The following is a 25,244-nucleotide window of genomic DNA, read 5'->3' as shown; positions in this document are numbered from 1 at the left end:
AGCTCTTTTTTATTTAAATATTATATATTTTTTCTATATTTAAATCTATCAAAATAAGACTACATATAGTTTTCTAACTCGAAAATTAAGTCATCAATCTCATAAGTAATTGAATTATTATTAAAACTTTCTAAAGCCTTGATTCCTAGTTCATTGTCAAATTCATCCTTAATCTGATTAATTAAGGCTATTTTGAAAAGATCTGATAAGTTTTTTCTAGTTTGATTAGAATAATTTCTAAATAATTTATATTCACCTTTATTTAAGTAAATTGAAATAATAGTCGTAACACACTCCAATTTTATTTGCTTAAAATTTTATTAAGCAATCTACCAACTATCAAAAATTTATTATTTTAAAATAAGGTTTAATATATTCGCCCCCTGTAAGAAAGGAGGTGTTGCCCATGAGGGGATTTTTGTTGACAATTTTGTCATCACTAATATTGCCTTTGTTGGCTGATATTCTTTTCCAACTATGGAAAGAAAACAGAAACAAAGATAATAGCAAAAAGCAGGACTGACCCTCCTGCTTTTTTGTTACCCTTATGGGATTTTTGTTATTCACTAATATCACAAAGTTTGAAAGCTTTGTGGCTTTTTTACTTAGATAAGAGGTGGCTTCTCTTAATATGATTATATATCCATTTGGCTAAATAATCAAGTTTAATTGTTTTCCTGGCACGTCCTCAGGGAATCGAACCCTGGGCTTGGGCTTCGGACACCCTTGTTTTACCACTAAACTAAGGACGCTCGATTGTGATGTTTGTGTAGGAGATTTGGTCTAGAAATCTTAATGGCAAAAAGGTGTTGCCTAGGCCGTTTGATACGTAAATCTGACTTTCATTAAAATTGTAAAGTCCACTGTCAAAGTCTGGGAAATAGCCTTCTCCTGGAGCTACAAGGGCACCTATGAATGGGGCTCTGACTTGGCCTCCGTGGGTGTGGCCGGAAAATATTATATCCATCCTTGGATCGTAATTATCCCTAATTCTTTTAGAAAAATGGGCCAATACCAAATTTAGACCGGAGCCAGGCTTGAAATTATCAAGGTCCATTCCCCAATAAGGGACTCCGTAAATATATACCTCATTATCCCCTATCCTAAGATTTTCTCCTTGGTTATCAAGTTTTGTAATTCCCAAGTCCTTTATTTTCTCATAGAAAATCTCAGATTCACTTGAAGCTTCCTCGTGATTGCCTGATACAAAATAGGTTTTTATGCCAAGTTTTGAAAGCTTTTCTAGAAAGAACATAGTCCTGTCAATTTTCTTTTCTGTTGGATAATCGATCATATCACCGGTTAGGAAAATCAAATCGGGATTAAAAGTCTTGATATTATCGAGAACTTGATCCAAATTGCTAAGGACATTGGAGTGAAAGTCCGAAATGTGGGTGATTTTTATATCATTATTGACCTTAGGATTTTTTATAGTAAGTTTTTTCTCTACAGCCACAAAAGCCTGGTCGTGGAGGTATTTGCCTGACAAAACCATTGTGGCAAGGACTAGGCCCGCCACAATTTTCTTTTTATTTTTCATCGAGATCTCCTAGATAAAGGTCGCTTGCCATATCTGAAGGAATCTTAAAGCCGAGTCTTGGCGAAAAGCTCCTGCCGGTCACATTTGGGCCGTCAACTGAGGCTGATCTTTTAAATTGAGACTGGACAAAGCGTTTGAAATATGATTTTAACCAGTATTTTATAGTTTCCCTGTCGTAGGCACCTTCAAAAGCGTTGGTCGCGTCACTTAAGATGTCTTTTGCACTCTTGTAGTAGGTCAAGTGTTGATAGATAAAAAAGTCCAAAAGTTCGTATGGGCCGATGATATCCTCAGTTTTTTGGGTGATTTCTCCCGCCTTTTTACTTACAAGCTCTGGAGAAACTGGAGTATCTAAGATATCTGTCAAAACATTTTTAAGGTCTTCATTTTCTGTAAAATGGGCATAAGATTTGATTAGGTATCTTAGTTCGGTTTTCATCAAGCTAGCATTTAGGCTGTAAGATGACATATGATCTCCGTTGTAGGTGGCAAAGCCTTGCATATTTTCAGACAAGTCGCCAGTTCCTACCACAAGGCCCCCGCCCATGTTTGATAGGTCAAAAAGTACCTGGGTCCTCATTCTTGCTTGGGCATTTTCATAGGCTAGGTCTGGAGTTTTTCCGTCGTGGCCTATGTCTTTTAAATGGGCTGTGACGGATTTTGAAATATTTATTTCCTTAAGGTCGATTCCCAAAGCTTGGCAAAGTTTGTAGGCATTTGACTTGGTCCTGTCACTTGTGCCAAAGGCTGGCATGGTGTAGGCGCCGATTTTTGCCTTGTCAAAACCAGCGATTTCATAGGCCTTATTTATGGCAAGGAGGGTTGCTGTTGAATCAATTCCGCCAGAAACTCCCAAAAATACCTTTTCTGTCACAACTGCTTTCATTCTTTGAATAAGACCTAGGGCTTGGATATCCAAAGCTTCCTCTAGATAATATTCAGAATATTCTTCATCTGGCAAATATGGGAATTTATGAACTTGGTATTTTTCGTCTGTATGATTATTAAAGTTAGAAATCCATTCAAATTCATAGCAATCCATAGGGAAAATCGCAGGATTATTTCTTAAAACTTCCCCATTTTGGGCTATATAAGTTGACCCTGTGTAAACTAAATCTGTAGAAGATTCGCCTAGGCCTGCTGATGTATGGACATAGATACAATCTTTTGATAGAAACTCAATATTTTGAACACTTTCTTCAATGGAATAAATATGACGGGCATCTGCTGCAGGATGGAGAATTATATCCGCACCCAACTCTTTGAGTCTCAAAGATTTTGGAATTGTCATATCATCATCTTCTCCAATTGAAATTCCAATCTTTAGACCTGAAATAATATTTACAAGAGGATCTTCATCCAACCTATAATCAAGGGCCTTAAATTCTCCCCTTGGCTTAGATTCGAAAATAGTTTTCTCATAAGCTTTTAAATTTTCCTTGCAAACTAGATCCATAAGTTCGCCTGATTTTATAAGGGCCATGGCGTTGTATAGGTCAAATCCAGTCCTTATTGGAAGTCCTATTGTAAAGGCTAGGTCATAATTTTTGCTAAAATCGATTAGATCTTTTAGGCCATTTTCTGCCGATACCAATAAGTCTTCTTCAAGATATCCGTCATAAAGACTCGCCCCTGTAAGGCAGAGTTCTGGAAGGGATAAAATATTTACCTTTTCTTCCTCAGCTTCATTTATTAGATTTTTTATTTGTTTAACATTTTCTGCCACATTTCCCAGAGAAACTGGAAAAGATGCAGATTTTATCTTTATATTTCTTTTCATAATCAACCTCTTAGTCTTATTTTACCATAATTTTACAAAAAAAGAGGACCCTATTGGGTCCCGCTCTCTAAATTTAATTTTATAGGTTTTTGATTTCTTCGATTAGGGCTGGTAGAACTTCGGTAAAATCGCCAACTATACCGTAATCGCAGTTTTTAAAGAATTGTGCACCCTCATCGTTATTTATAACTACAACTTTTCTCGCAGAGTCAATTCCCTTTAAGTGTTGGATTGTACCTGAAATACCTATACCAAAGTAAAGTTCGCCAGTAAATTTCTTACCACTAACGCCAATATAGTGGTCATTTGAAACATAGTGTCTAACTTGGGCAGCAGGTCTTGATGCCCCAAGGACTGAGCCTGTAAGCTTTGCAAGGTCTTTTGCCAAGTCTAGGTTTTGTTTTTCACCAAGACCCATACCAACAGCCACAACCCTCTCAGCGCCTTCAATAGGGCCTTCTAGGTCAACTGGGTCTTTCTTAAGCTTAAGGCCATCAGCAAGGAGGGCTGCCACAACTTTCTTAACAGCTTCCCTAACATCTCCAACAAAGACTTCTTTCTTCCTATCTTCAACCTTAGCTGGGGCTTTTTTAGTGGTATCTTCTATCTTCGTAACCTTCTTAGCATCTTTTTTATCCAAAATATAGGCTGCAATTGTTTCCTTCATAAGTTCGCCAGAACCATCATAGATTTGGCTAATCTTGGCATCTCTATAAAGTTTATCAAGATCAGTAGCAGATGATGAGGTACCACTACACATATCAAGGGCCTTGGATGAGAAATCTTCAGAAAGCTTTGAAACAAAAAGTTTAGCCATAGAAGTATCTTTGCCATAAAAATCTGCCTTAGCGTCCATTTTTAAGGCCGCATCCCTAACCATCATCTTTGCTGCCTTAAGGTCTGTAGCCATAGAAGCGAGGATTGGACGATTGACCTTGGCAGCCTTACGAGCCTTAAAGGTCTTCAAACCACTTTGTAAATAAGTTTGACTAGCTTCATAAGCAGCATCTGCCAGACCTAGGGCAAGGGCAGCTGTTGCAAGGTTACTTGCCTCAAAAATTTCCTCAATATATTTATTTGCCTTGTTAATCTCGCCAATTAAATTTTCCTTTGAAACTTTTGCGTCTTTTAAAATCAAGTCTCCAGTTATAACTGATCTTGAACCTAAATTCTCATAGGTTTTTGAAAAAGAAAGTCCTTGGCAATCCTTATCAATTATGAAAAGTGAAAGGCCATTTTCCTTATCTCTTGGGTTTGTAAGGGCTGTTACCAAATAATAATTTGCAAGACGAGCGTTGGTTACTAGGATTTTCTTACCATTAAGTAGGAAGTAATCTCCCTCTTCTGTGGCAGTTGTTTGAATATCCTCATCTTCCTCATAGTGGCCAAGACCTCCTAGGTTTTTGCCATCTAGGAGTAAATTCAAATACTTTTCTTTTTGTTTTTCGTTTGCAAATTCATTTATAGGCCAAGTAGCCAAAGAAGTATGGGCAATGACAAGGCTTGCAAGTCCACTATTTACCCTAGCTATTTCCTCAACAGCGGTAGCATAGTTGTCGTAAGATAAACCACAGCCCCCAAATTTTTCTTCAAATGGAATGGATAAGAGCCCAGCTTCTCCTATTTCGTTTAGGATTTCAAGTGGGAAGTCCTCTTCCATAAAGGCTGCAAGTGGCTTAACCTTTTCATCTGCAAAACTCCTTACAAATTTTCTAAATTCATTAATTTCTTTTGGCAATTTATATGTCATATTTTCTCCTTAATTTACTACGCTTATACATAAATGATACCCATTATCATTTTAATAAAACATTTTCATCAAAGTTTATTAACTCTTTCAATAAATAAGTTTAATATCGGCGAAAAACAGGTATAGTTAAGTTAGAAAAACAATTATTTAACAAAGGAGTTAATATGCACAATATAATAGAAGTACTCGATAATATTTATTGGGTAGGTGTGAATGACCGCAGAATCAACAGGTTTGAGAATATGTTCGAAGTTCCAAACGGAGTTTCTTACAATGCCTTTGTCATCAAGGACGAAAAAAATGTTCTCATGGATTCTGTAGAAGGTGCTTTCACAAGACAATATCTAGAAAATGTTGCCGCAGCTCTAGACGGAGAAGAACTTGACTATATCGTAGTTTCCCACATGGAACCAGACCACTGCAGAAACATTGACTTTATCCTTAAAGAATATCCAAACTGTAAATTTGTCGGAAATGCCAAAACTCATAAGTTATTTGAGCAATTCTACGATAACAAATTTGCTGACAGATATGTAGAAATCAAAGACGGCGAAGAATTAAATATAGGTAAAAGAAACCTTAAATTCGTCTTTGCTCCAATGGTTCACTGGCCAGAAGTATTTATGACATATGAAACAACAGAGGGCTTATTCTTCTCAGCTGACGCCTTTGGTGCTTTCAACGCAATCGCGGGTAATATCGAAGCAAGTAAGGTTATCCACAAGGGTGACTGGTTAGAACAAGCTAGACGTTACTATATCAATATAGTTGGTAAGCAAGGAAAGATGGTACAAAACTTATTTAAAAAGGTAGAAGGCCTTGATATTAACGCCATCCTTCCACTACACGGACCTGTATATAAAGATCCTGAATCAATTAGCTTTATCATGGAAAAATACGGCCACTGGGCAGGCTTTACTCCAGAACAAAAGGGAGTAGCTATAGTTTACGCATCAATGTACGGCGATACAGAACAAGCAAGCGACATCCTCGCAAACTACCTAGCTCAAGAAGGCATTGAAGATATTGTTCTTTACGACATCTCTGACTGGGACTTCTCTTATCCAGTTGCAGACTGCCACAGATTTACCCACTCAGTATTCGCACCAATCAACTACAACGCAGGCCTCTACTACAAGATGGATGCCTTTCTAAGAGAACTAGTTGGAACAGGCTACCAAAACAGAACTGTATCCTTCTTAAACAACTGGTCTTGGGGCGGAAGAAGCCTTGAAATCGCTCAAGAAATCCTAGAACCTGCTAAGCTAAACTACATTGGCGACGTTGTAAAAATCAACTCCGGAGTAAAAGACACACAAGTAGCAGAACTTAAAGAACTTGCTAAACTAATAGCAGAAGATGTAAAAAATACAGAAATTTAAGAAAAAAATTAAGCTCGAAGATTTACTTCGAGCTTTTTGCTATGAAAAATTATAAGTAAATGAATTATATAATGTAAAAAACTAGCAGAGTGATTAAATGACTTTAATACTCTGCTAGAATTATTTTTCTTTAAAAGATATTCCTTTAGGCTTTTATAAGCATTTTCAGCAGATAGATGAAAGTATGAATTATCTCCCTTTGTATGCTTTAGAGCATTTAAAATAAATTGTTTGTGTTCTTGATAAAACTTGATATTATCAATCAAAAGATTATTTAAATCATAATCTTCATCTTCATTTAACCTATCAATCAGACTCTGCCCATAGACCTTGTGGACAGAAAAACCCAAGCCTTCCTTATTTTTATAATAATTATAAAAAGTTTGCTGGGACAAACCTGATTCTTCAACGATTTTTCTTACAGTGATCTTATCAAGATCCATTCTCACAGACAAGTCTAAGAGAGTTGCTACAAATATTTCTTCAACACTTCTTTTTTTTATGTTTTCTCCCTTATAATATGGTATTTATCTACATAGTCAAAATTTTTTTTATCAAAGCAAGGGTCTTTTTCGAATAAGGCGGATACCTAAAAGGATTATCAAAAAATCCAGCCTTGACCATAGATTTCCTATTAGAAAAATTCATAAAACCAAAATAACCGTGGTAGCCTCCCTGACCCGAATTTCCTACTCCCCCAAATTCTAACCTAGGATTTGCAATTTGCATCAAGCACTCATTAATGGCCCCGTTGCCGTATTCCATTTCCCTGATGATTTTATCTTCAATATTTTTATCACGTGTAAAGGTATAAAAAGCTAAGGGCTTTGGCATTCTCTTTATTTTACCCAAAATCTCATCGAGATTGCCATAAGAAATTATAGGAATAATAGGTCCAAAAATTTCCTCACCCATGACAGGATCAGAAAAATCGACCCCGTCCATGATAGTTGGGGCTATTTTTAATTTATCCCTATCATAAGCTCCTCCAAAAACTACTTTGTCTTCGTCTATAAGCTCCAAAAGCCTATCAAAATGATGGGTATTTATAATCCTTGGCAAGTCTTTATTAGCAAGTGGGTTTTCCCCATAAAAGTCAGTTAGATTTTCCTTTAATTCTAAAATCAGATTGTCTTTTATGGACTTATCTACGATCAAAAAGTCTGGGGCAATACAGGTTTGACCAGCGTTTACAGTCTTAGCCCAGGCAATTTTCTTGGCTGCCATTTTTATGTCGGCAGTCTTTTCGACAAGGCAGGGACTCTTACCCCCAAGTTCTAAAGTTAGTTTACTAAGATGAGGAGCTTGAGCTTCCATAATTTTTTTTGCCACAGCAGGCCCACCGGTGTAAAAAACATGGTCATAAGGCTTATTTATCAATTCATCATAGTCGAGTTTTTCATTATCTAAATGAATAAAATACTCTTCCCTAAAATTATCCCCGACAATTCTTGAGATAATTTTACTTGTTTCGGTCGATTTTGATGAAGTCTTTAAAATCACAGTATTTCCACTAGCTATGGCTCCAACAACTGGCCCTAGACTTAGATTAAAGGGATAATTCCAAGGGGAAATTATAAAAGTAACTCCAAGAGGTTCGTAGGTATAAAAACTTTTTGCCGGAAAAGTTGTAAGAGACTTTCCTACCCTCACTTTTTTCATCCATTTATGAAGGTGTTTTTTTACAAAGTTTATCTCCTCTAAAACAAAGTTATACTCAGTAAGGTAGGATTCAAAATTAGATTTGCCTAAGTCTTTTTCAAGGGCTGATAAAATCTCCCCTTCATTTTCCCTTATGGCCTTTTCAAGCTTATTTAACTCTCTCATCCTAAAATCATAGGACTTGGTAAAATTCTCAAGAAAAAATTCTCTTTGATTATGAATAATATTTTCAAGATTCATAACTGTCCTTTCAAAATTCATAGATTGAAATTCATAAAAAATATTCTATAAATTAATCCTTTAAAATATCTTTTTCCATCCTTATACACATATATATCATTCCTAAAACCAACGGAATTAAAATAATAAACAAGCCAACTAAAGGATCAAAAAGTCTAAAAACTTTACCTAATATTGCTGTTATCAGTGTAAGAACAATACCAAATATTCCCAATCTCACACCAGACCTATACCAATAAGCATTTCCATTTTCCCAATTTGCTTCGCTTTTAACAAGTCTTGGGAGAAGGTAATGGGATAAGCCCACAAACTTAGATGAAGCTAAGCTTATTCCCCCACTTTTAAATTCTTTCCTAACTTCCTCTGGTGGGTATGGTTTTGGGTTTTTTAAAAGATTGTAATTTACTATAATAATTAAAATATTTACACCTAAAATATTAGATAGATTTTATCACTCATATAGACCTTCTACTTTAATATATTTAGTCGCTCTTCCGCTACCTATTTGTTTAATTAAACCTCCATCACTTAGCTCTTTTAATGCTCTCTCGATAGTTCTCTTTGAAATATCTGGACAGAGTATAACAATATCAGATTTAGATAGGGCTTCTAAAGTGTTATCAAATACCTTTAACACCCTTTCTGCAGATGTCAAAGATTTCTCCCCTATTAGCCTAAATCTCTCATCACATTCACTATATGCCTTGTAAATTACTGATAGCATATATTTTATAAATGGTAATTCATCATTAGTTCCAGAATGCCAATTTTCACTTGACGCTTGCAATTCTTCATAATACGAATCCTTGGTATCTTCTATTATCATTTCTAATGAAATATATTTTCCTACAAAAAAACCATTTTTATAAAGAAGTAGAAGTGTGATAAGTCTAGACATCCTCCCATTTCCATCAAAAAAAGGATGGATGCACAAAAAATCATGAACAACAACCGGAATTAGTAACAATGGTGGTATTTTTAAATTTATAGCTGCATCATAAGCGCTAATCAATTTATCAATGTATGATTCTGTTTCAAAAGCTGATACAGGCTGAAATCTTATTCTTTTTTCCCCTAGTACGTTTGTTTCAACTATACTATTATCTATGCTCTTAAATTTACCCTTATGACTCCCGCCAGAGTAAGAATATAGTCTATTGTGCAAAGTTAAAATATTGTTTTTTGTGATTTCAATATTTTCATAATTTTCATGTATGATATCTAGAACTTCTCTATAGCCATATATTTCTTCTTCATTTCTATTTCTTGGCACACTTTTTTTCTTCATCAATTCTTCTAATCTACCATCATTTGTAGAAATGCCTTCAATAGCATTTGATGATTTTGTTGATTGGATCTTAGCAACTTCTACCATTTTTTCGAGTACATCTGAGAAATTCTCCACATAAAGTTCCTGTTTACCCTTATACTCGTATATTTTTGCTATCAAATCATACATATTCGCAGGTATATTTAACTCAAGCAATTTTGAATAATTAAATTCCCTCATGAAATCTCACCACCTTTCTCGCCATTATACCATAATTGGCGTATATAAATCAAGATTGGCGAGATTAATCTCGCCATTTTAATTAATTTGGCTATGATAATGCAAAAGTGGCGAGATTAAAAAATGTTATCTATCATCTTAATATATTTATTTCTGCCATTCAACATCTTATGAAATCCTTAAATGACAGGAATTCAATGCTTGACTTTATCTATAAAATGAAACTTTCAATATTTCAATAGATGGCTGAGCCTTGTCAGACTCTTTCATCTGTGACGATGTGAACGAGGTCCTTGTGGTCTGACTTTAAATAATCTTTCATAAAAGTCGGATAGGCCTTATAATCTTCAAGTCGGTCGATTGGTATCCAGTGCATTGTCTCTTTTAGGCCGCTAGTTGTAAGGCTATGGCTCTTAAGATTTTTATTGCCCTTTGGCTTCATCATGTAATAAAAGCAAATCTCATGGCAGTCTACGCCTTTTAAACTAGAGCTTCCTACAAAGAAATTTTCGTGAATAATAGCCAAATAATCAACTTCGTAATAGACGCCTGTTTCTTCGAAGACTTCTCTTTTTATGGCATCTTCAGAACTTTCCCCCAAATGGACTCCGCCACCTATGGAATAGTAATAGTCATCTACTTCATTTCCCGCAAACAAAACACAATCATCTTCGACTATTATTGCAGCCGATCTGTACCTAAACCACTTATCCCCTTCTCTAAATCCACAATCCTGATCCATATCTCTCCCCTAACTTTAATTTCAAATTCTCCACAAAAACAAAAATGACCCCTCTGGGTCAAGATTGTATTTTTCTTATTTTTTTATTTCTTATAATCTTATCAAACAAATAATAAAGAGCTTATAAATACTTTTTAAAATCATTTACATAATGATTCTGTTTTCAAAAATTTTTACAAATCCTATTTCACAAGATTTTCATTTTCAGAATAACTTTAGCAATAGTTTCGAAAACTTATCCAAAAAGACTATGAATATTTCCCAGAAATTGAGCACACTAATCATGTTTTTGCGAAAATTCCTTTTTAACTAGGACTACCGTCTTTCCATAACTCGAACTTCGTTCTCGTTAGGACAAAGCTATAGCATCGGTGGAACTTTCTGCTCATTTTCTTCCAGAAAATGAGGACAAGTTCGTGCCTCCGCATAAGTATTTCCATAATTTTTCTTTCGGAAAATTAGGACAAGGCTATAGTACAGCTATGGCTTCGATTTCTATTACTGCGCCTTTTGGTATGTTTGCTACTTCTAGGGCAGATCTGGCTGGTTTGTGGTCGCCGAAGAATTCTTCGTAGACTTGGTTGAAGGCTGCAAAGTCGTTTACGTCATCTAGAAAGACATTGCATTTTACAATTTTATCAATAGATGATCCGCCTGCTTCTACTATGGCCTTGATGTTTTCAAGGGCTCTTTTTGTGGCCTTTTTGATTTCCATTTCTAATTCGCCTGTTGCTGGGTCAAGTGGAAGTTGGCCTGAGGTGAATATTAAATTATCTGTAACTATGCCTTGGGCATAGGCTCCTACAGCTGCTGGTGCATTTTTTGTTTGAATTGTTTTCATTCTTCCCCCTATGATATCTTTAAAAATTCTTCTAAAGTTAGATTGTTGTCGTAAATTTCCTTGGCATTTTCGACCCCTACAAACCTGTAGTGCCAAGCTTGAGCCTTGTGGTGGGTTTTATTTTCCTTACCCTTTGGATATCTTTCGATAAATCCATATTTATAGGCATTTTCAGCTAGCCATTTGTATTCGGCTGTCGCTTCAAATTTATCATTGTATTTAGAGCCTTCTGTGAAAAAGTCAAAGGCTGTGCCTGTTTGGTGTTCACTTGTGCCGGCTGGTTCTGCATCAACTTCGCCCGCATCATACATCTTGCCCTCAAGCTCATAACCCCTGTAATCAGACGCAATCTTTAAGTTAAGGCCGACTCTTTCCATATCTTGGCGCATGGTTTCGAAGGCACGCCTAGCAGTTTTGTCCACACCTGGGTCAAAATTTGCTGGTAGTGGATAAGCTTCGCTGACATAAACTATTCCGCTTACAACCTTTACAGTCTCGCTTGGATCTGTTTTTGCAAGTCCATATTTATTTACATAATAATATGAATCGTCGATTTTGACCTTCGCAAAACCGTTTTCTGAGCCATAAAAACCAAGGTATTGGCCTTCCTTTACGAACTTATCTGTTTTTGAATAATCATTTGGAAATTGGTAGGCATATTGGGTTTGTAGGCACTTCACATACTCAACAAGCTCATTTTCATAAGAGCTATCTTCGATCTTTTGTTCATCTTTTAAATCTATATTTTTAAAACCAATCTCAGTTGCTACGTGGACATCGGATGTGCTGGCTTTTTCCTCTTTGGCTTTATCTGCCATTAATTCACCAGATGCAATCCTGTATTCACTTGGTCTTCTGATTTGGTAATCATCATCTTTTTGTAGGGCAAACTTAGCTGTTGTAAGGGTCAAAACCAATCCAGCACCTAGAAAAATTGCCTTTTTTCTCCTTCTTCTTGTCTCTCTTCTTTTACGTCTCTTAAGCTCTCTGATACCTTTGTTTGACATTTTTATTCCTCTATTTATTTCAATATTTTAGTGTAAATCTGTGGGTCAGTAAGGTCTTGCATAAATATTAAATATATTTCAATTTACTATTTTAGTTCAACATTACATTTCGTTACCATTATTATAACACGAATTTTACAAAATGAACAGGGCAAAATGCGTATTTTTTAAAGAAAAAGTAAAAAATCCGACTTTTTTGTCGGATTTTCATCAATTTTAGGTTTATTTTGACTAATTCTTAAAAATATTTTTAAGCCAGTCTATAAAACTTGCTTTTTGGTCATCTTTTTTTACAGCATCAGCTTTAAGTATTTTATGATTATTTCCTAAATCATTTTCCCTATACTTAATTTCAGCCTGTTCAAAATCTGAGATGGCTTTTTTCATAAGCTCTTCTTGGGCATTATAATTATTCTTATTTTCTACCCTCAAATATTCGCCAGTTGCATATAGTTTCCTGATTTTAACATCATCAGCAAACATGGTATCACAAAAGTCTAGGACATATTTTTTCACATCAGAATCTTCAATTGGGACTGCAACTTCGACCCTATTTCTGATATTTCTAGTCATAAAATCTGCCGAAGATATATAAACTTTTGGGTTTTCCCTGCCGAATTGGTAAATCCTGTGGTGTTCGAGGAACCTGCCAACAATCTGGTAAATTTCAATGTTTTCAGTCTCTCCTGCTACTCCTGGCAAGATGCAGGTGATACCCCTTACCATCATCTTGATTTCAACTCCCGCCTGGCTTGCCTTGGCCAAAAGGTCAATTAAGCCCCTATCGGAAATTGAATTCATCTTTAGCCTGATATAGGCGTCTTCTCCATTTTTAGCCTTTTTAATCTCATCTTTAATCAATTTTTCAAGGCCTTCTGGCATAGACTTTGGCGAAACCATGAGCTTTTTGTAATCGCCTTCGAGATTGCCTATCAAAATATTATCAAATAAATCCTTGGCATCTTGGCCAATAACCATATCTTCTGTCATGAAGGAAAAATCTGTATAAAGTTTGGCGGTTTTTTCGTTATAATTTCCGGTCGCAATCTGAGTGATAAAGGAAATTTCCCCATCAACATACCTAGTAATGAGGCAAACCTTGGAATGACACTTGTAGTGGTCAAAACCGTAGACAATCTTGCATCCCGCATCTTCAAGCCTTGACGACCAGAAAATGTTGTTATCTTCGTCAAATCTCGCCCTTAATTCCATTAGGACAATGACTTCCTTGCCATTTTCACTGGCCTTAATGAGGCTCTTGGCAATTTTAGAATCCTTAGCAATCCTATAAAGGGTAATCTTTATGGAATCTACAGTAGGATCTGTGGCCGCCTCATCCAAAAGCCTTATCATTGGGTCCATGGACTCGTAAGGGTAGGATAAAATTATGTCTTTTTCGATAATCTGATCAATCATTGGCCTTGCTGGATTTACCATGGCTGATCCTTGTGGCTCAAAAGGCTCGTATGTTAGGGCATTTTTGGTCCTTCTTGGTAGGTTCTCAATGAAATCAAAGATAAAACCTAGTTGGAAAGGGGTTTTTGAAACGAAGATTGATTTCTCGCTAAGTTCAAAATTCTTGCATAAAAATTCCTTATCTTCAGCGACAAGTGGAGAATCAACCTCAAGCCTTACTGGCTTTAGCCTATTTCTCTTCTTTAATTTCCCCTTCATATAGGTCCTGAAGTCTTCCTCGACATCGTAGTCATCATCGTCATAGGAAATATCAGCGTTCCTTGTAAGGCTCATAACAAAGGCATTCTCAGCCTTATAGCCCTCAAAAACTTCTGCCCCACATTCCTTGACTATATCTTCAAGGAAAACATAGGTCCTGTCGGAAATCATGACATATCTTTTTAGCCTTTCTGGCAGGTAGATTATGCCGATTATTTCCTTTGGGCTGGATGATTTGGACTTTTTCTTGGACAGGTCAAAGACTACTGACAGGCTTAAATTCGCAAGTCTTGGCAGTGGGTGGACCCTATCAATAATTTGAAAAGACAAAATCGGTTCGATTTTTGTGTCAAAATATACCTGGCAAAAATCCCTGCCCTTTTCATCTAAATCGGTAACTTTTCGTATATTTATACCTTCCTTGGCCAAGTCTTCGATTAGGTCAAGATATATCTGGTCCTTTCTCTCATACATTGGCACAAGTTTTTCAAGAGATGCGTCAATTTGCTCAATTGGAGTCATGTTTGACTTGTTATCAATAGGTTGCTTTTTAAGTTTTGACAAGTCAGTCAAAGACCCAATCCTTACCATGAAAAACTCTTCAAGGTTGGTGTCGTAAATCGATAGAAACTTGAGTCTTTCAAGGACTGGGACGGTCTTATCCATGGCTTCTTCTATAACTCTTTTATTAAAGTCAAGCCAGGATAGTTCCCTATTTTGCGTATAATTTTTCATGTCTAGCTCCTTCCTAAAAGTTTGCTATAAACATATCCTTCCCTAACACCCGTTTGGCTAACATTTATTTTTTCAACTGAGAAAAACTTGCATATTTCATTCATAATAATCATTCCTGGCAAGAGGGTGTGGATCCTGTCTGGCTTAATATCAAGGATTAAACGCATTTTCTTCTTGTCAGATTTTTTAATAATATCTTTTACCATGGCTTGGAAATCCGCCGCATCCATAGAGCGGACGTCATCGGTTAGGCCGTAATATTCCCTATAAACCATAAGGGCAGCACGGGCAGAACCTCCAACAGCTGATAGGACATTGAAATCTTCCCTATACATAGAAGTATCATCAAAAAGCTGGACGACTCGGTTTTCGATTTTTTTCCTGCTGGCCTTATCGACAAAAAGTCCTTCAACATAGTCGTTAAAGGCCGAAAGTGAGCCGATTGAAAGGGACGAAGACTTGATAACCTTGCCCTGGTCAATAAGGACTACTTCAGTCGAACCACCGCCAATATCGCAAAGAACGCCCTCCTTGACATCAGTAGAAACAGCCGCACCCACAAAGGCGAGCTGGGCCTCCTCTTCGCCGGATAAAATCTCTATATCAAGGTCAAGCTTATCCTTAATTAGGGCTAAAATATCAGACCTGTTAGCAACGTCCCTTACAGTCGCAGTTGCAAAAGGATGGACCTCGTCGATATCGTCAAAGTTATCCACAACTTCCTTAAAGTTTGCAAGAGTTGAAAACAACCTCTTTATCCCCTTCTCAGTAAGCCTGCCGTCCTTGACGTAGGATTTAAGGGAAACTTGTTCTTTTTCTGAAAATAAATTCACAGCCTCCCCGTTTTTTTCCTTGTAAACTGAGAGTCTTACTGTGTTTGAGCCGATATCCATAATTGCGTAAATCATCTTACAAACCTCCTATAAAGCTCAATTTATAGTCAACATCCATAATTTTATCGATTAAATCACGAGTTTCATCGCTTTTCTTTGTCATAAATATATTTACCCTATTTTGGGCGTCTTCAGTCACTATTTTTTCAGCCAAATAAAGGGCGGGATCTATGATATTTGCCTCATAATTTAGCCTTTCTTTAATCCTATCCTTGATTATTGGATAGTGGGTGCAGGCAAGGATAATATTTAGAATTTTCTTTTCATTTGCTATGGATAAATATTCATCTAGCGAGTCATTAAGTGTCGCACCTTCCAAAATTCCACTTTCAATTAAATTCACCAGGTCAATGGCCTTTGACTCGTAGACCTTGCAGTCTTTTCTTGCCTCCAAGGCCTTTTTATAATAGTGACTATCAATAGTAGCCTTGGTTGCAAGTGTCAGGTAATCACCCTCAAAGCCCGATGCAGCCTCAATCGCCACATCGGCAATAGTGATAAATTCTTTCTTGAATTTCTCCCTCAAATAATCCTTGCAAGTCACAGAAATTGTGTTGCAGGCGATTATGTAATAATCTATATCATAGGACTCAAGGTAATTAACAATATCGGTCGCAAAGCTTGTTATTTCAGTCTTTGACCTGTTGCCATAAGGGACTCTGAGATTGTCCCCCAGGTAGAAATAATTGGCCTTGTTTTTCTTGGCAAGCTCGTTTAAAACCGCAACTCCGCCCAGACCCGAATCAAAAATTCCAATATTAGTCATCGATTAGGTCCACCTTTCTTACAAAATTATAGGAAGTCTTAAGGCTTTCATAGGCCCTATCAAGGGCTTTTTCATCCTTAAAAATCCCAAAAATAGAAGCGCCAGACCCCGAAACAAGGGCCTTAAGGGCACCATGATTGGACAAATTTTCCTTAATTGCCTTTAGGTGTGGAAAATCCCTCAAAACTACGTCTTCCATTACATTTTCAAAATCCTCTACAAACTCCCAAGAACCTTGGCTAAGACTTTTTGCAATTTCACCAGTCTTAATATGGCCAAAAAGCTTGGTATTTTTGTAAACATGGGCAGAAGCTATACTTGTCCCGTCATTTACCAAAAGAACCTTAAGGGGTGTTTTTATGGAAAAAGGATCGAGGATTTCCCCAATCCCAGTCGCACGAGCCGCCCTTTCAAGGAAGAAAAATGGAATATCCGCCCCAAGTTTGGCCCCAGCTTCCATAAGGTCGTTTTTAGTAAGACCCATGCCCCAAAGTTCGTTGAGGGCCTTCATAGTCTCAGCGGCGTTGGTAGATCCACCCGCAAGGCCAGCCGCAACCGGAATATTTTTTGTTAGTTTAACCCTAATGCCCGTCGCCTTTTCGCCCGCAAGATTTTTCATGACCTCGTAGGCCTTAAAAATCAAGTTATCCTCGACTTTTCCTAAGCTTACATTAGAGTCATAAGTAAATTTGCCGTCAGAAGTTTTTTCTATTTCTAATTTATCAAAAAGATTAATCCTCGCCATCAAAGTATCGATATTGTGATAACCATCGGCTCTTTTTGAGATAATATCAAGGCTAAGGTTAATCTTTGCAAAACATTTTTTTATCATATATACCTCAAAATTATTATATCATATCCCAAGGCAAAACCTAATTTTTTTGCGAATTGTAAGAAAAATTTTACACAAGAATAGAAAAGTAGTTGACAATTTATAGAAAATATAGTATTATTTACTAGTAATCCCATGCGGGATTGGCGGAATTGGCAGACGCGCAAGACTAAGGATCTTGTGACCGATTTTAGGTCGTGGAAGTTCAAATCTTCTATCCCGCACCATATCTTAAAAATAACATTTTATAGTATATGATAAATAAAAAAGACCATAAGAGGTCCTTTTTTTATGCTAATAAATATTAATTTTCTTAAACAATAGAATTTATTACCTATCCTTAAAAAAATCTTTCCGATAGGGATTTTCCCTATCAAATATCTCTTTTTCTTCTTTATTTAGACAAGCAGGATAATCTTTAAACAAATTATAAACCTTAACCTTATCAAAGGAAAATTCCCACACGCCAATTCTATTCGACTTTTTCCACCAAATTAGGTCTGTTTTTTTATTTTTATACCAAGAATTCTTCATAATTTTCCTTAATTAGAATTTACTAGATTGATTAATCCACATTTGTCATTATTTACTTATCTTTGTATGATAATATTCATTTGTTTTCTTTTCTTTCGTCTATTTTCTTGCAAAACACTTCAGCTTCTTTTTTCTCTTCCTCTGTTAATTCTCTATGTCCGATAGTCTCCCCCTTAAAAGGAGCTGTAAATCTATTTGTCAATAATTTTTGCTTTTCTTCATCAGTTAGTTCTTTTTTATTCATTTGAAAACTCCTTAAGAGTAATTTCTACAAGATTTGACGACTTTCTTATAGAATTTACTAAAAACTCACTATTTTTCTGATACAGATCTTCTTTTTCATCAAGTCCTATACTCGATATATCTTTACCCGTTTGTGCATTTTTTGAAAATAAAGTAAATTTCATAATCTTCATTTTTACCAAGTAAAAAGCGACCACACCTGTAATCGCCAATAAATAAATTATTCTATATCAAATTCCCTTTCCAAAGCTTCTGTTAAAAGTTTGGAGAAATTAATTTTGCTAGCCTTGCCCATTTCATTAAGGTAGGAAGGTATAGTTACATTTTTCTTCACTGTTTTCTTTTCATGTTTCTTTACATAATCAGTCAAATTCAAACCAACATAGGACTTAAAACTTCCCTCTAGTGAAAGATATTTGTATTCGTCCTCCTCAATAAAATCTCTAAGATCAATATCTTCTAATAATGAAGATTTTGGCATATCCTCAAGCCTTGCATAATCATCAAATAAAAAACAACCCAGGGCGTCATTTGCCATGTATAAGGCATCCTTCACATCATTTCCACATGAAATACAGCCTGGTAAATCAGGAAATAAAATTGTAAACCCAAGGCTTTCTACATTTTTCAAAAATACTGCTGGATAAGATACAAACATAAAAATTCTCCTTATAATCTAAATTCCTTAAGTTTACTATGGTATCTTTGTCTTTAGAAAAACTGTTTCCTTGTATAGATAAAATTATTTCCTGCATATCCAGACCAATAATTTTACTATAATTCATTCAACTATTGAAATTATTCCAAGAATCATTATACGCATTAATCCGTATAACGAAAATAATAGGCTAGTTATTTATATAAAATATTTACCATACTATCATATACTATTAACTTATAATAATCAGCCTAATTTTTACAATTTGCAAACTAAAATATTTCTAATTTGAAACATCACATCTAACTTTTTTAAAAATTCTTAATATTAATTTTTTCTCTTCTTTATTTGATTCTCTATGATCTATAACTTTGACCTTAAATGAACCAGTAAACCTATTTATAAATAAACCGTGCTTTATTTAATCTGTTGCTTATATTTTATCCTTTTTATTCCTCATAGAGATCTATGCTAGGAATTAGAGTCTTCCTAAATTAATGAATATTCTTGTTCTTCCATTAGAATATTGAATCTTAATATCCAATATCGTAGCTTGGGTAGGCTCTCTTTTCCTTAAATGGGGTATGTTTTTCCCAAATACTTAGGTCGCTATGCTTCATTATTAGATATGCTTTCAACTGATTTTCATCTTTTTTTATCGAATTAATAAACTGATTCCATTCATTCATATCCGAAACTAGGGTATAGGCCTTTTCAGGATTTCCATTGAAAAATAAATCCGCGATTTCAATAACTTGATTTTTGGATAACATTTTACCCTCCCTTATTTTCTTATGTTAGTTATATAATATATTCATTTATTTATCAATCATAAATCACAAATATTTTTTGATGTTCCAAAAACATTCTTAGTTTATATTTGACTAATAAGGTAATATTCATATATTATATTAAATAGGGCTTCCTCGCTCATTAAAAGACTTACTAATAAGTTTGGTGGGGAACCCCTATTTTTCTATATCTAATCTTTTATATCACCAATTATCCTCTTCCGGATAATATTTCCTATAGATTTCCACAAGCCTTTGGATATATTTTTTCACTTGACTTTGCCTATCTTCATCCCAATCACCACTTTTTGTGAAATATTCTAAGGTAGAAGTGGTTCTTTGTATGTGAAAGTAAAGTGATTTGGGACCGTACTCCCTACCATCTATATTTAAATATTTCTTGCCTTTTTTATTAATTACCTTTACCATTTACCATCCTTTCTAAATCCTATCCAACATAGCTTGTAGATAGTCGGACTTCTTTGGTGGTCTAGATGGATTTTCCATAGATACTTTTATGGTGTTTTCCATATTATCATTTATATTATTCATATTTATATTATTATCTTTAAAGTCTCCTTTGATACCCTCCTTAAAGTCTCCTTTGTGGGGGTCATTAAGTCTGCTTTTATATATCATAAAGTCTGCTTTGACATAGAGCCTACGTCTTTCTATCTTTTTTGTCTTGTCTTTGTAATCATAAGAGCGGCTTATATAGCCATATTTTACTAGGTTTGATATCCAAGTTGATATGGAGACAGTTGATACCCCGTAGGCTTTTGCAAAATAAGAGTTTGAAGCAAAACAGTAACCATTCTTGTTGGCAAGTGTTAAAATATCTGAAAATAAAATTCTCTCAAAGGGCAAGAGCCTCTTATCCAGCCTTACCTCTGCAGGTAAAATTGTATAATATGTTCCTGTCATAAATTCTCCTTTAGTATTAAAGTCTATTTATATATAGGATTTTAAAGGAAAATGTCCCGATTTTTGCCATAAAAAAAGCGTAAGCCTTGGCTTAGACAAGCTTTATCTCACACTTTCTATAAGTTTCTTTGATTTTTATTTTCATTTTCAATATGATTTTTGTATTTAAATTTAATTTCAATCTTGATTTTAAGATAATTTCTAATCTTTTGCCACAAAAAATCTGCTAACAAAAATAGTGCAAAATAGAAATTGCTTTCTTTCTTACACTATTCATAGTACAAAAAAAGACCCCATCTTAGATGAGGTCGATTTTACTGTTTTGTTTTACATAAATAGTCCGGCACAGATTACTGATACTACGGTCATTAGTTTGATTAGGATGTTTAGGGCTGGACCTGATGTGTCTTTGAATGGGTCGCCTACTGTGTCTCCTACTACTGATGCCTTGTGAGCGTCTGAGCCTTTTCCATCTTCACCTTCTAGGGTTTCGATGTATTTCTTTGCGTTATCCCAAGCTCCACCTGCGTTTGACATGAAGATTGCCATTAGTACGCCTGTTACTAGGGCTCCTGCAAGAAGTCCGCCTAGGGCTGTTGGGCCAAATACTAGTCCTACAAAGATTGGTACTACTATTGCTAAAACGCCTGGTAGAATCATTTCTTTTAGGGAAGCTGATGTTGAGATTTCAATACATTTTTGATAATCTGGTTCGCTTGTTCCTTCTAGTAGGCCTGGGTCATTTCTAAATTGTCTTCTTACTTCGTTGATCATTTCTGTTGCTGCTTTTCCTACAGAGTTCATGGTTAGAGCTGTAAATAGGAATGGTAGCATGCCGCCTACGAACATTCCAGCTACTACGTGGCTGTCTAGAATTGATATTGTTTCTAGGTTTAATGTTTCTGAGTAGGTTACGAATAAGGATAGGGCTGTGAGGGCTGCTGAGCCGATTGCAAAGCCTTTACCTATGGCTGCTGTTGTGTTTCCTATTGAGTCTAGCTCGTCTGTGATGTCTCTTACATGGCTTGGTAGGGCTGCCATTTCAGCGATTCCGCCGGCGTTGTCTGTGATTGGGCCGTAGGCATCTACTGATACAGTGGTTGCTGTTGTTGATAACATTCCTACTGCTGATAGGGCTATACCAAATACTCCGTCTGCCCAGTAAGCTACGATGATGCCTAGGGCGATTAGGATGATTGGGCCTACTGCTGATAGCATTCCTGTTGATAGACCTGAGATGATGTTGGTTGCAACACCTGTTTTTGATTCTTCAGCTATATTTTTTACATATTTGAATTTATCTGATGTGTAAACTTCTGTTAGTAGTCCGATTGCAATTCCTACGATGATTCCTGTAATGATTGCAAGGGCTGCTTTTACGTTTCCAAAATAAGCAAATGATAAGATTATTGCGGCAATTATTACAATTGCACCTGATACATAGATTGTCATCATTAGGCCCTTTTGTGGGTCTTTGTGGTTTTTGGATGTAAATAAGAAGCCTGCTACTAAAGATGATAGGATTCCAATTGCTACAAGTAGGAGTGTGAAGTTTAGTCCTGCTTCGCCGTATGATACAAGGCCAAGGGTGATCGCTGAGATAATTGCTCCGGCATAGGATTCAAATAAGTCTGCTCCCATTCCTGCAACGTCTCCTACGTTGTCTCCTACGTTGTCTGCAATTACTGCTGGGTTTCTTGGGTCATCTTCTGGGATACCTGCTTCTACCTTTCCTACAAGGTCTGCTCCAAGGTCTGCGGCTTTTGTATAGATACCGCCACCTACTCTTGCAAATAGGGCTACTGATGATGCACCAAGTGAATATCCCATTACGATGGCTGGGTCTCTAAAGATTAAGTAGCAGATTAATAGGCCTGAAAAACCAAGTCCTGTTACTGCATAACCCATTACAGATCCACCTGCAAAGGCAAGTTTTAGGGCTCTGTTTGTGCCACCTTCCATAGCTTCATTTGCACACCTAGCGTTTGCTTCTGTGGCTGTTCTCATTCCGATAAAACCTGTTAGCATTGAGAAACATGAACCTACTATGTAGCAGATTGTGATTTTGTAATCTAGGAATATCGAAATTAAGATTGATACGACTACAACGAAGGCAACGATGAACTTATACTCGCTTGCGATGAAGGTCATTGCTCCGTTTTTGATGTATCCTGAAATCTCGTGCATTCTCTTTGAACCACTTGATACAGGAAGGATTTTCTCTTTGATTGTAAAAGCCATAAGCACTATGGCCAAGATGGCTACAATTAGAGAAAGAATAACAATTAACATAATTCCTCCTTTTATTATTTAATTATAATTATAACTATACTTTGTTATATTTAATATTCATGTTTTATTGCAAATAAAAAGGGAGCGGTGCTCCCCAGATTGCTTATTGAAATTTTTTTATTTATTTTATCTTAGTTTTCTTCGTAAGGCAATAAAGCTACTTGTCTAGCTCTTTTAATTGCTCTTGTGATTTCTCTTTGGTGTTTTGCATTTAGACCTGTAACTCTTCTTGGAAGAATCTTACCTCTGTCAGTAACAAATCTTTTAAGAGTTTCAATGTCTTTATAGTCTATTACCTTTGATGGGTCTTTAACAAATGGATCAACCTTTTTTCTTGGTTTAAATCTTCTTGCCATTGTAATTCCTTTCTTTTATACTTTTCTAGAATGGAATCCTGCCATCGTCTTGGATTTCAGTAAAGTCATCGTCAAAAAAATCATCGTTTGTGGATGGACCACTTGGTTGATTATTTTGATAGTTGTTGGTTTGGGAATAATTATTTTGGTAGACATCTTGGTTATCGCCAGGATTTGAGCTATGACTTTGTCTTTCTGACCTTGATCCTAAAAACTCAACATTGTCGGCAACAACATCTGTTGTATAGACTGTCTTACCTGTTTCCCTATCTTGGTAGCTTCCGGTTTGAATCCTACCTTCTACTGCGCATTGACTTCCTTTAAAGAGGTATCTAGAGGCATTTTCTGCCTGCCTACCCCAAACTGTTATCCTTGGAAAATCCGCTGTTGGACGATTAGCTGCTTCCGCTTCTTCTCTTCTTTCACGACTTAATTTCTTGTCAATTGCTAATGTGAATGTGCATACCGCTTGATTTCCTTGGGTATACCTTAACTCAGGATCCCTAACTAGGCGTCCTATAAGTATCACTTTATTCATATTAGTCCTCTTTTCTTATAACCATGTATCTAAGAACGAAATCTGAAAGTCTTAATCTTCTTTCAAATTCTTTGATATGATCTGGTTCAGACTTGAAATCTACGATATAGTAGTAACCTTCTTTAAGATCTTGGATCTCATAAGCAAGTCTTCTTTTTCCCCAGTCATCAACTGATACAACTTCGCCGTTTTCTTCGATATGACCTTTGAATCTATCTAGAAGAGCAATTCTGTCAGCATCAGCTAGTTCAGTCTTGAAAATCAATACTGCTTCGTAATTATTCATATTTTCACCTCCCTGTGGACTATTGACCCCGTTTATACTACGGAGTAGAGATTACCTATTGATAATACTCTTGCTTGAGGCTTTTGTCAATTATATTTATCTTTATTTTATAAATAAAAAAACTAAGGCCGCCCTTAGGCAAGCCCTAGTTTTGCTTTTTTCTAGAAAAATAAAATTATAAATAGTGGCATAAGGACAACTGTGCAAATACCTGCAACAGCTATAGATAGTCCACTCATAGCGCCTTCTACTTCGCCCATTTCGATGGCCTTTGATGTACCCATGGCGTGGCTTGATGTGCCGATGCCAATACCTTGGGCAACTGGATCTTTGACCTTCATGACTTTCATCACTGTTGGGGCAAAGATTGCACCAACTGTTCCCCTTAGGATAACTGTGATGGCTGTAATTGCCGCATAGGTCTTAATTGTCACATCGTCTGCCCCAAATTTCGCTACATATTCCTCTGTTAGGGATTTTGCGATTGGAGTGGTTACAGATTGTGGCATCATTGAAAGTGTCAAATCTTTTTCAAAACCAAAGGCCTTTGATAAAAGATATGCCGAAAGAATGGCCACAAAGGATCCAACAAATACTCCTATTAGGATTGGGATGAGGTTGGCCTTTAATTTATCAATATTTCTGTAAAGGCTGACTACTAGGGCAACTGTTATTGGGGCAATCATAAAGGAAATATACCTGCCGCCCTTGTTGAAGTTTTCATAAGTAATCCCAGTTACTTTTAAGAAAATTATACAAAATACAATGGCAAGTAAAAGTGGATTTAGGATGGCAATCTTGGTTTTCTTGTTGATTTTCATCCCTATTCTAAACATTACTATTGATAGGATTATGCCGAAAAAGTCATTGTCGGCTACATATGTATTTAAAAATTCACTCATATTATTTCCTCGCTTTTTGTACAATCTCAACGATTTTGGCTGTGACAGCCATGGTGATGAGGCAAGAAACGGTCATAACAATTAGGATTTTTAGGGCATTGTCCCTGATTACATCAAACTGCACCATAAGGCCAACACCGAGTGGTGTGAAGGTGAAGGCAAGGATAGATGTTAGAAAATCAGATGTTTCCCCGATGTCATCAACCTTGACAAACTTGGCACAAAGGGCAATAAATAAGAAAATCATACCAAAAACTGGTTCTGGAATTGGTAGGCCTGTTAGTTTTTTGGCTATAAAACCCAATAATAAGAAAAAAAGTATATAACAAAATTCTTTTAAATATTTCATAAAGTCTCCTCAAATTT

28 protein-coding genes and 2 tRNA genes are annotated in these 25,244 nt (G+C 36.0%); 2 read left to right on the top strand and 28 right to left on the bottom strand.

The features are described from left to right. Nucleotides 1-59: 59 nt before the first annotated feature. The 5 genes from K8P03_RS07125 to K8P03_RS07105 all read right to left on the bottom strand — a co-directional run bounded on the left by K8P03_RS07125 (nt 60) and on the right by K8P03_RS07105 (nt 5,070). On the bottom strand, nt 60-299 hold the full coding sequence (locus K8P03_RS07125; protein ID WP_223419829.1) for a DUF6290 family protein: 240 nt from the start codon (nt 297-299) through the stop codon (nt 60-62). Nucleotides 300-678: 379 nt separating this feature from the next. Further along, nucleotides 679-752, bottom strand: a tRNA-Arg gene (locus K8P03_RS07120). Next, entirely contained in the window at nt 743-1,540 is a 798-nt protein-coding gene (locus tag K8P03_RS07115) for a metallophosphoesterase (protein WP_223419827.1), read from the bottom strand. The genes K8P03_RS07120 and K8P03_RS07115 overlap by 10 nt, the downstream gene beginning before the upstream one ends. Further along, on the bottom strand, nt 1,530-3,320 hold the full coding sequence (gene nadE, locus K8P03_RS07110; protein ID WP_223419825.1) for an NAD(+) synthase: 1,791 nt from the start codon (nt 3,318-3,320) through the stop codon (nt 1,530-1,532). Before nadE ends, K8P03_RS07115 begins: the two co-directional genes overlap by 11 nt. Nucleotides 3,321-3,399: 79 nt before the next feature. Then, nucleotides 3,400-5,070, bottom strand: a complete 1,671-nt coding sequence (locus K8P03_RS07105) for an acyl-CoA dehydrogenase family protein (RefSeq protein WP_223419823.1) — start codon at nt 5,068-5,070, stop codon at nt 3,400-3,402. A 164-nt stretch (nt 5,071-5,234) separates the two neighbouring features. On the opposite strand from K8P03_RS07105, the gene K8P03_RS07100 reads away from it, so the two are divergent. Further along, a complete protein-coding gene (locus K8P03_RS07100) occupies nt 5,235-6,452 on the top strand; it encodes an FprA family A-type flavoprotein (protein WP_223419821.1) in 1,218 nt (405 codons plus the stop codon). Between the two features lie 8 nt (nt 6,453-6,460). Here K8P03_RS07100 and K8P03_RS07095 read toward each other — a convergent pair whose 3' ends face one another. The 10 genes from K8P03_RS07095 to ispE all read right to left on the bottom strand — a co-directional run bounded on the left by K8P03_RS07095 (nt 6,461) and on the right by ispE (nt 17,354). Continuing rightward, a complete protein-coding gene (locus K8P03_RS07095; protein WP_223419818.1) occupies nt 6,461-6,895 on the bottom strand; it encodes a TetR/AcrR family transcriptional regulator in 435 nt (144 codons plus the stop codon). Nucleotides 6,896-6,983: 88 nt separating this feature from the next. After that, entirely contained in the window at nt 6,984-8,375 is a 1,392-nt protein-coding gene (locus K8P03_RS07090; RefSeq protein ID WP_223419815.1) for an aldehyde dehydrogenase family protein, read from the bottom strand. Between the two features lie 430 nt (nt 8,376-8,805). Next, nucleotides 8,806-9,864, bottom strand: a complete 1,059-nt coding sequence (locus tag K8P03_RS07085) for a Fic family protein (RefSeq protein ID WP_223419813.1) — start codon at nt 9,862-9,864, stop codon at nt 8,806-8,808. 256 nt (nt 9,865-10,120) lie between these two features. Then, a complete protein-coding gene (locus K8P03_RS07080; RefSeq protein ID WP_223419811.1) occupies nt 10,121-10,606 on the bottom strand; it encodes an NUDIX hydrolase in 486 nt (161 codons plus the stop codon). A gap of 469 nt (nt 10,607-11,075) precedes the next feature. Further along, nucleotides 11,076-11,447: a RidA family protein gene (locus K8P03_RS07075; protein WP_223419809.1), complete on the bottom strand. Its 372-nt coding sequence runs from the start codon at nt 11,445-11,447 to the stop codon at nt 11,076-11,078. An 8-nt stretch (nt 11,448-11,455) separates the two neighbouring features. Continuing rightward, nucleotides 11,456-12,454, bottom strand: coding sequence for a M15 family metallopeptidase (locus tag K8P03_RS07070; RefSeq protein ID WP_223419807.1), 999 nt, complete (start codon nt 12,452-12,454; stop codon nt 11,456-11,458). Nucleotides 12,455-12,685: 231 nt separating this feature from the next. Beyond that, nucleotides 12,686-14,863: a polyphosphate kinase 1 gene (gene ppk1 / locus K8P03_RS07065; RefSeq protein WP_223419804.1), complete on the bottom strand. Its 2,178-nt coding sequence runs from the start codon at nt 14,861-14,863 to the stop codon at nt 12,686-12,688. Nucleotides 14,864-14,865: 2 nt separating this feature from the next. Continuing rightward, nucleotides 14,866-15,771, bottom strand: a complete 906-nt coding sequence (locus tag K8P03_RS07060) for a Ppx/GppA phosphatase family protein (protein WP_223419802.1) — start codon at nt 15,769-15,771, stop codon at nt 14,866-14,868. Nucleotide 15,772: 1 nt separating this feature from the next. Beyond that, complete coding sequence (murI, locus tag K8P03_RS07055; protein ID WP_223419800.1) at nt 15,773-16,522, bottom strand: glutamate racemase; 750 nt, start codon at nt 16,520-16,522, stop codon at nt 15,773-15,775. Then, nucleotides 16,515-17,354, bottom strand: coding sequence for a 4-(cytidine 5'-diphospho)-2-C-methyl-D-erythritol kinase (gene ispE, locus K8P03_RS07050; RefSeq protein WP_223419798.1), 840 nt, complete (start codon nt 17,352-17,354; stop codon nt 16,515-16,517). The genes murI and ispE overlap by 8 nt, the downstream gene beginning before the upstream one ends. A 137-nt stretch (nt 17,355-17,491) precedes the next feature. On the opposite strand from ispE, the gene K8P03_RS07045 reads away from it, so the two are divergent. After that, a tRNA-Leu gene (locus K8P03_RS07045) sits at nt 17,492-17,581 on the top strand. 103 nt (nt 17,582-17,684) lie between these two features. Here the strand turns inward: K8P03_RS07045 and K8P03_RS07040 are convergent. The 13 genes from K8P03_RS07040 to K8P03_RS06980 form a co-directional block, all read right to left on the bottom strand. Then, nucleotides 17,685-17,888 (bottom strand): DUF7675 family protein, encoded by a 204-nt coding sequence (locus tag K8P03_RS07040; protein WP_223419796.1) that lies wholly within the window; start codon nt 17,886-17,888, stop codon nt 17,685-17,687. Nucleotides 17,889-17,964: 76 nt separating this feature from the next. Continuing rightward, the gene (locus K8P03_RS07035; RefSeq protein ID WP_223419794.1) at nt 17,965-18,132 is read right to left on the bottom strand and encodes a hypothetical protein; all 168 of its coding nucleotides are present in this window, start codon (nt 18,130-18,132) and stop codon (nt 17,965-17,967) included. Beyond that, nucleotides 18,125-18,304, bottom strand: coding sequence for a hypothetical protein (locus K8P03_RS07030; protein ID WP_223419792.1), 180 nt, complete (start codon nt 18,302-18,304; stop codon nt 18,125-18,127). The genes K8P03_RS07035 and K8P03_RS07030 overlap by 8 nt, the downstream gene beginning before the upstream one ends. Nucleotides 18,305-18,351: 47 nt before the next feature. Further along, nucleotides 18,352-18,789, bottom strand: a complete 438-nt coding sequence (locus tag K8P03_RS07025) for a type II toxin-antitoxin system HicB family antitoxin (protein WP_223419790.1) — start codon at nt 18,787-18,789, stop codon at nt 18,352-18,354. A 533-nt stretch (nt 18,790-19,322) separates the two neighbouring features. Continuing rightward, nucleotides 19,323-19,562, bottom strand: a complete 240-nt coding sequence (locus tag K8P03_RS07020; protein WP_223419788.1) for a hypothetical protein — start codon at nt 19,560-19,562, stop codon at nt 19,323-19,325. A 222-nt stretch (nt 19,563-19,784) separates the two neighbouring features. Then, nucleotides 19,785-20,009, bottom strand: a complete 225-nt coding sequence (locus K8P03_RS07015; RefSeq protein ID WP_223419785.1) for a hypothetical protein — start codon at nt 20,007-20,009, stop codon at nt 19,785-19,787. Nucleotides 20,010-20,021: 12 nt separating this feature from the next. Beyond that, nucleotides 20,022-20,504: a helix-turn-helix domain-containing protein gene (locus K8P03_RS07010; RefSeq protein ID WP_223419783.1), complete on the bottom strand. Its 483-nt coding sequence runs from the start codon at nt 20,502-20,504 to the stop codon at nt 20,022-20,024. A gap of 327 nt (nt 20,505-20,831) precedes the next feature. Continuing rightward, complete coding sequence (locus K8P03_RS07005; RefSeq protein WP_223419780.1) at nt 20,832-22,796, bottom strand: sodium-translocating pyrophosphatase; 1,965 nt, start codon at nt 22,794-22,796, stop codon at nt 20,832-20,834. Nucleotides 22,797-22,927: 131 nt separating this feature from the next. Beyond that, nucleotides 22,928-23,152: a 30S ribosomal protein S18 gene (rpsR, locus tag K8P03_RS07000; RefSeq protein ID WP_004828342.1), complete on the bottom strand. Its 225-nt coding sequence runs from the start codon at nt 23,150-23,152 to the stop codon at nt 22,928-22,930. A 25-nt stretch (nt 23,153-23,177) separates the two neighbouring features. Continuing rightward, entirely contained in the window at nt 23,178-23,690 is a 513-nt protein-coding gene (locus K8P03_RS06995) for a single-stranded DNA-binding protein (RefSeq protein WP_223419778.1), read from the bottom strand. A 1-nt stretch (nt 23,691) separates the two neighbouring features. After that, on the bottom strand, nt 23,692-23,976 hold the full coding sequence (rpsF, locus tag K8P03_RS06990; RefSeq protein ID WP_223419776.1) for a 30S ribosomal protein S6: 285 nt from the start codon (nt 23,974-23,976) through the stop codon (nt 23,692-23,694). Between the two features lie 161 nt (nt 23,977-24,137). Beyond that, on the bottom strand, nt 24,138-24,878 hold the full coding sequence (locus K8P03_RS06985) for an LrgB family protein (RefSeq protein ID WP_223419774.1): 741 nt from the start codon (nt 24,876-24,878) through the stop codon (nt 24,138-24,140). Between the two features lies 1 nt (nt 24,879). Continuing rightward, nucleotides 24,880-25,227: a CidA/LrgA family protein gene (locus K8P03_RS06980; RefSeq protein WP_223419772.1), complete on the bottom strand. Its 348-nt coding sequence runs from the start codon at nt 25,225-25,227 to the stop codon at nt 24,880-24,882. Nucleotides 25,228-25,244 lie beyond the last annotated feature (17 nt).

It is taken from the genome of Anaerococcus murdochii (genome assembly GCF_019957155.1).
GTDB lineage: Bacteria > Bacillota > Clostridia > Tissierellales > Peptoniphilaceae > Anaerococcus > Anaerococcus murdochii.
The sequence above is the reverse complement of the archived record's forward strand: the minus strand, read 5'-3'. Positions and strand labels throughout refer to the sequence as shown.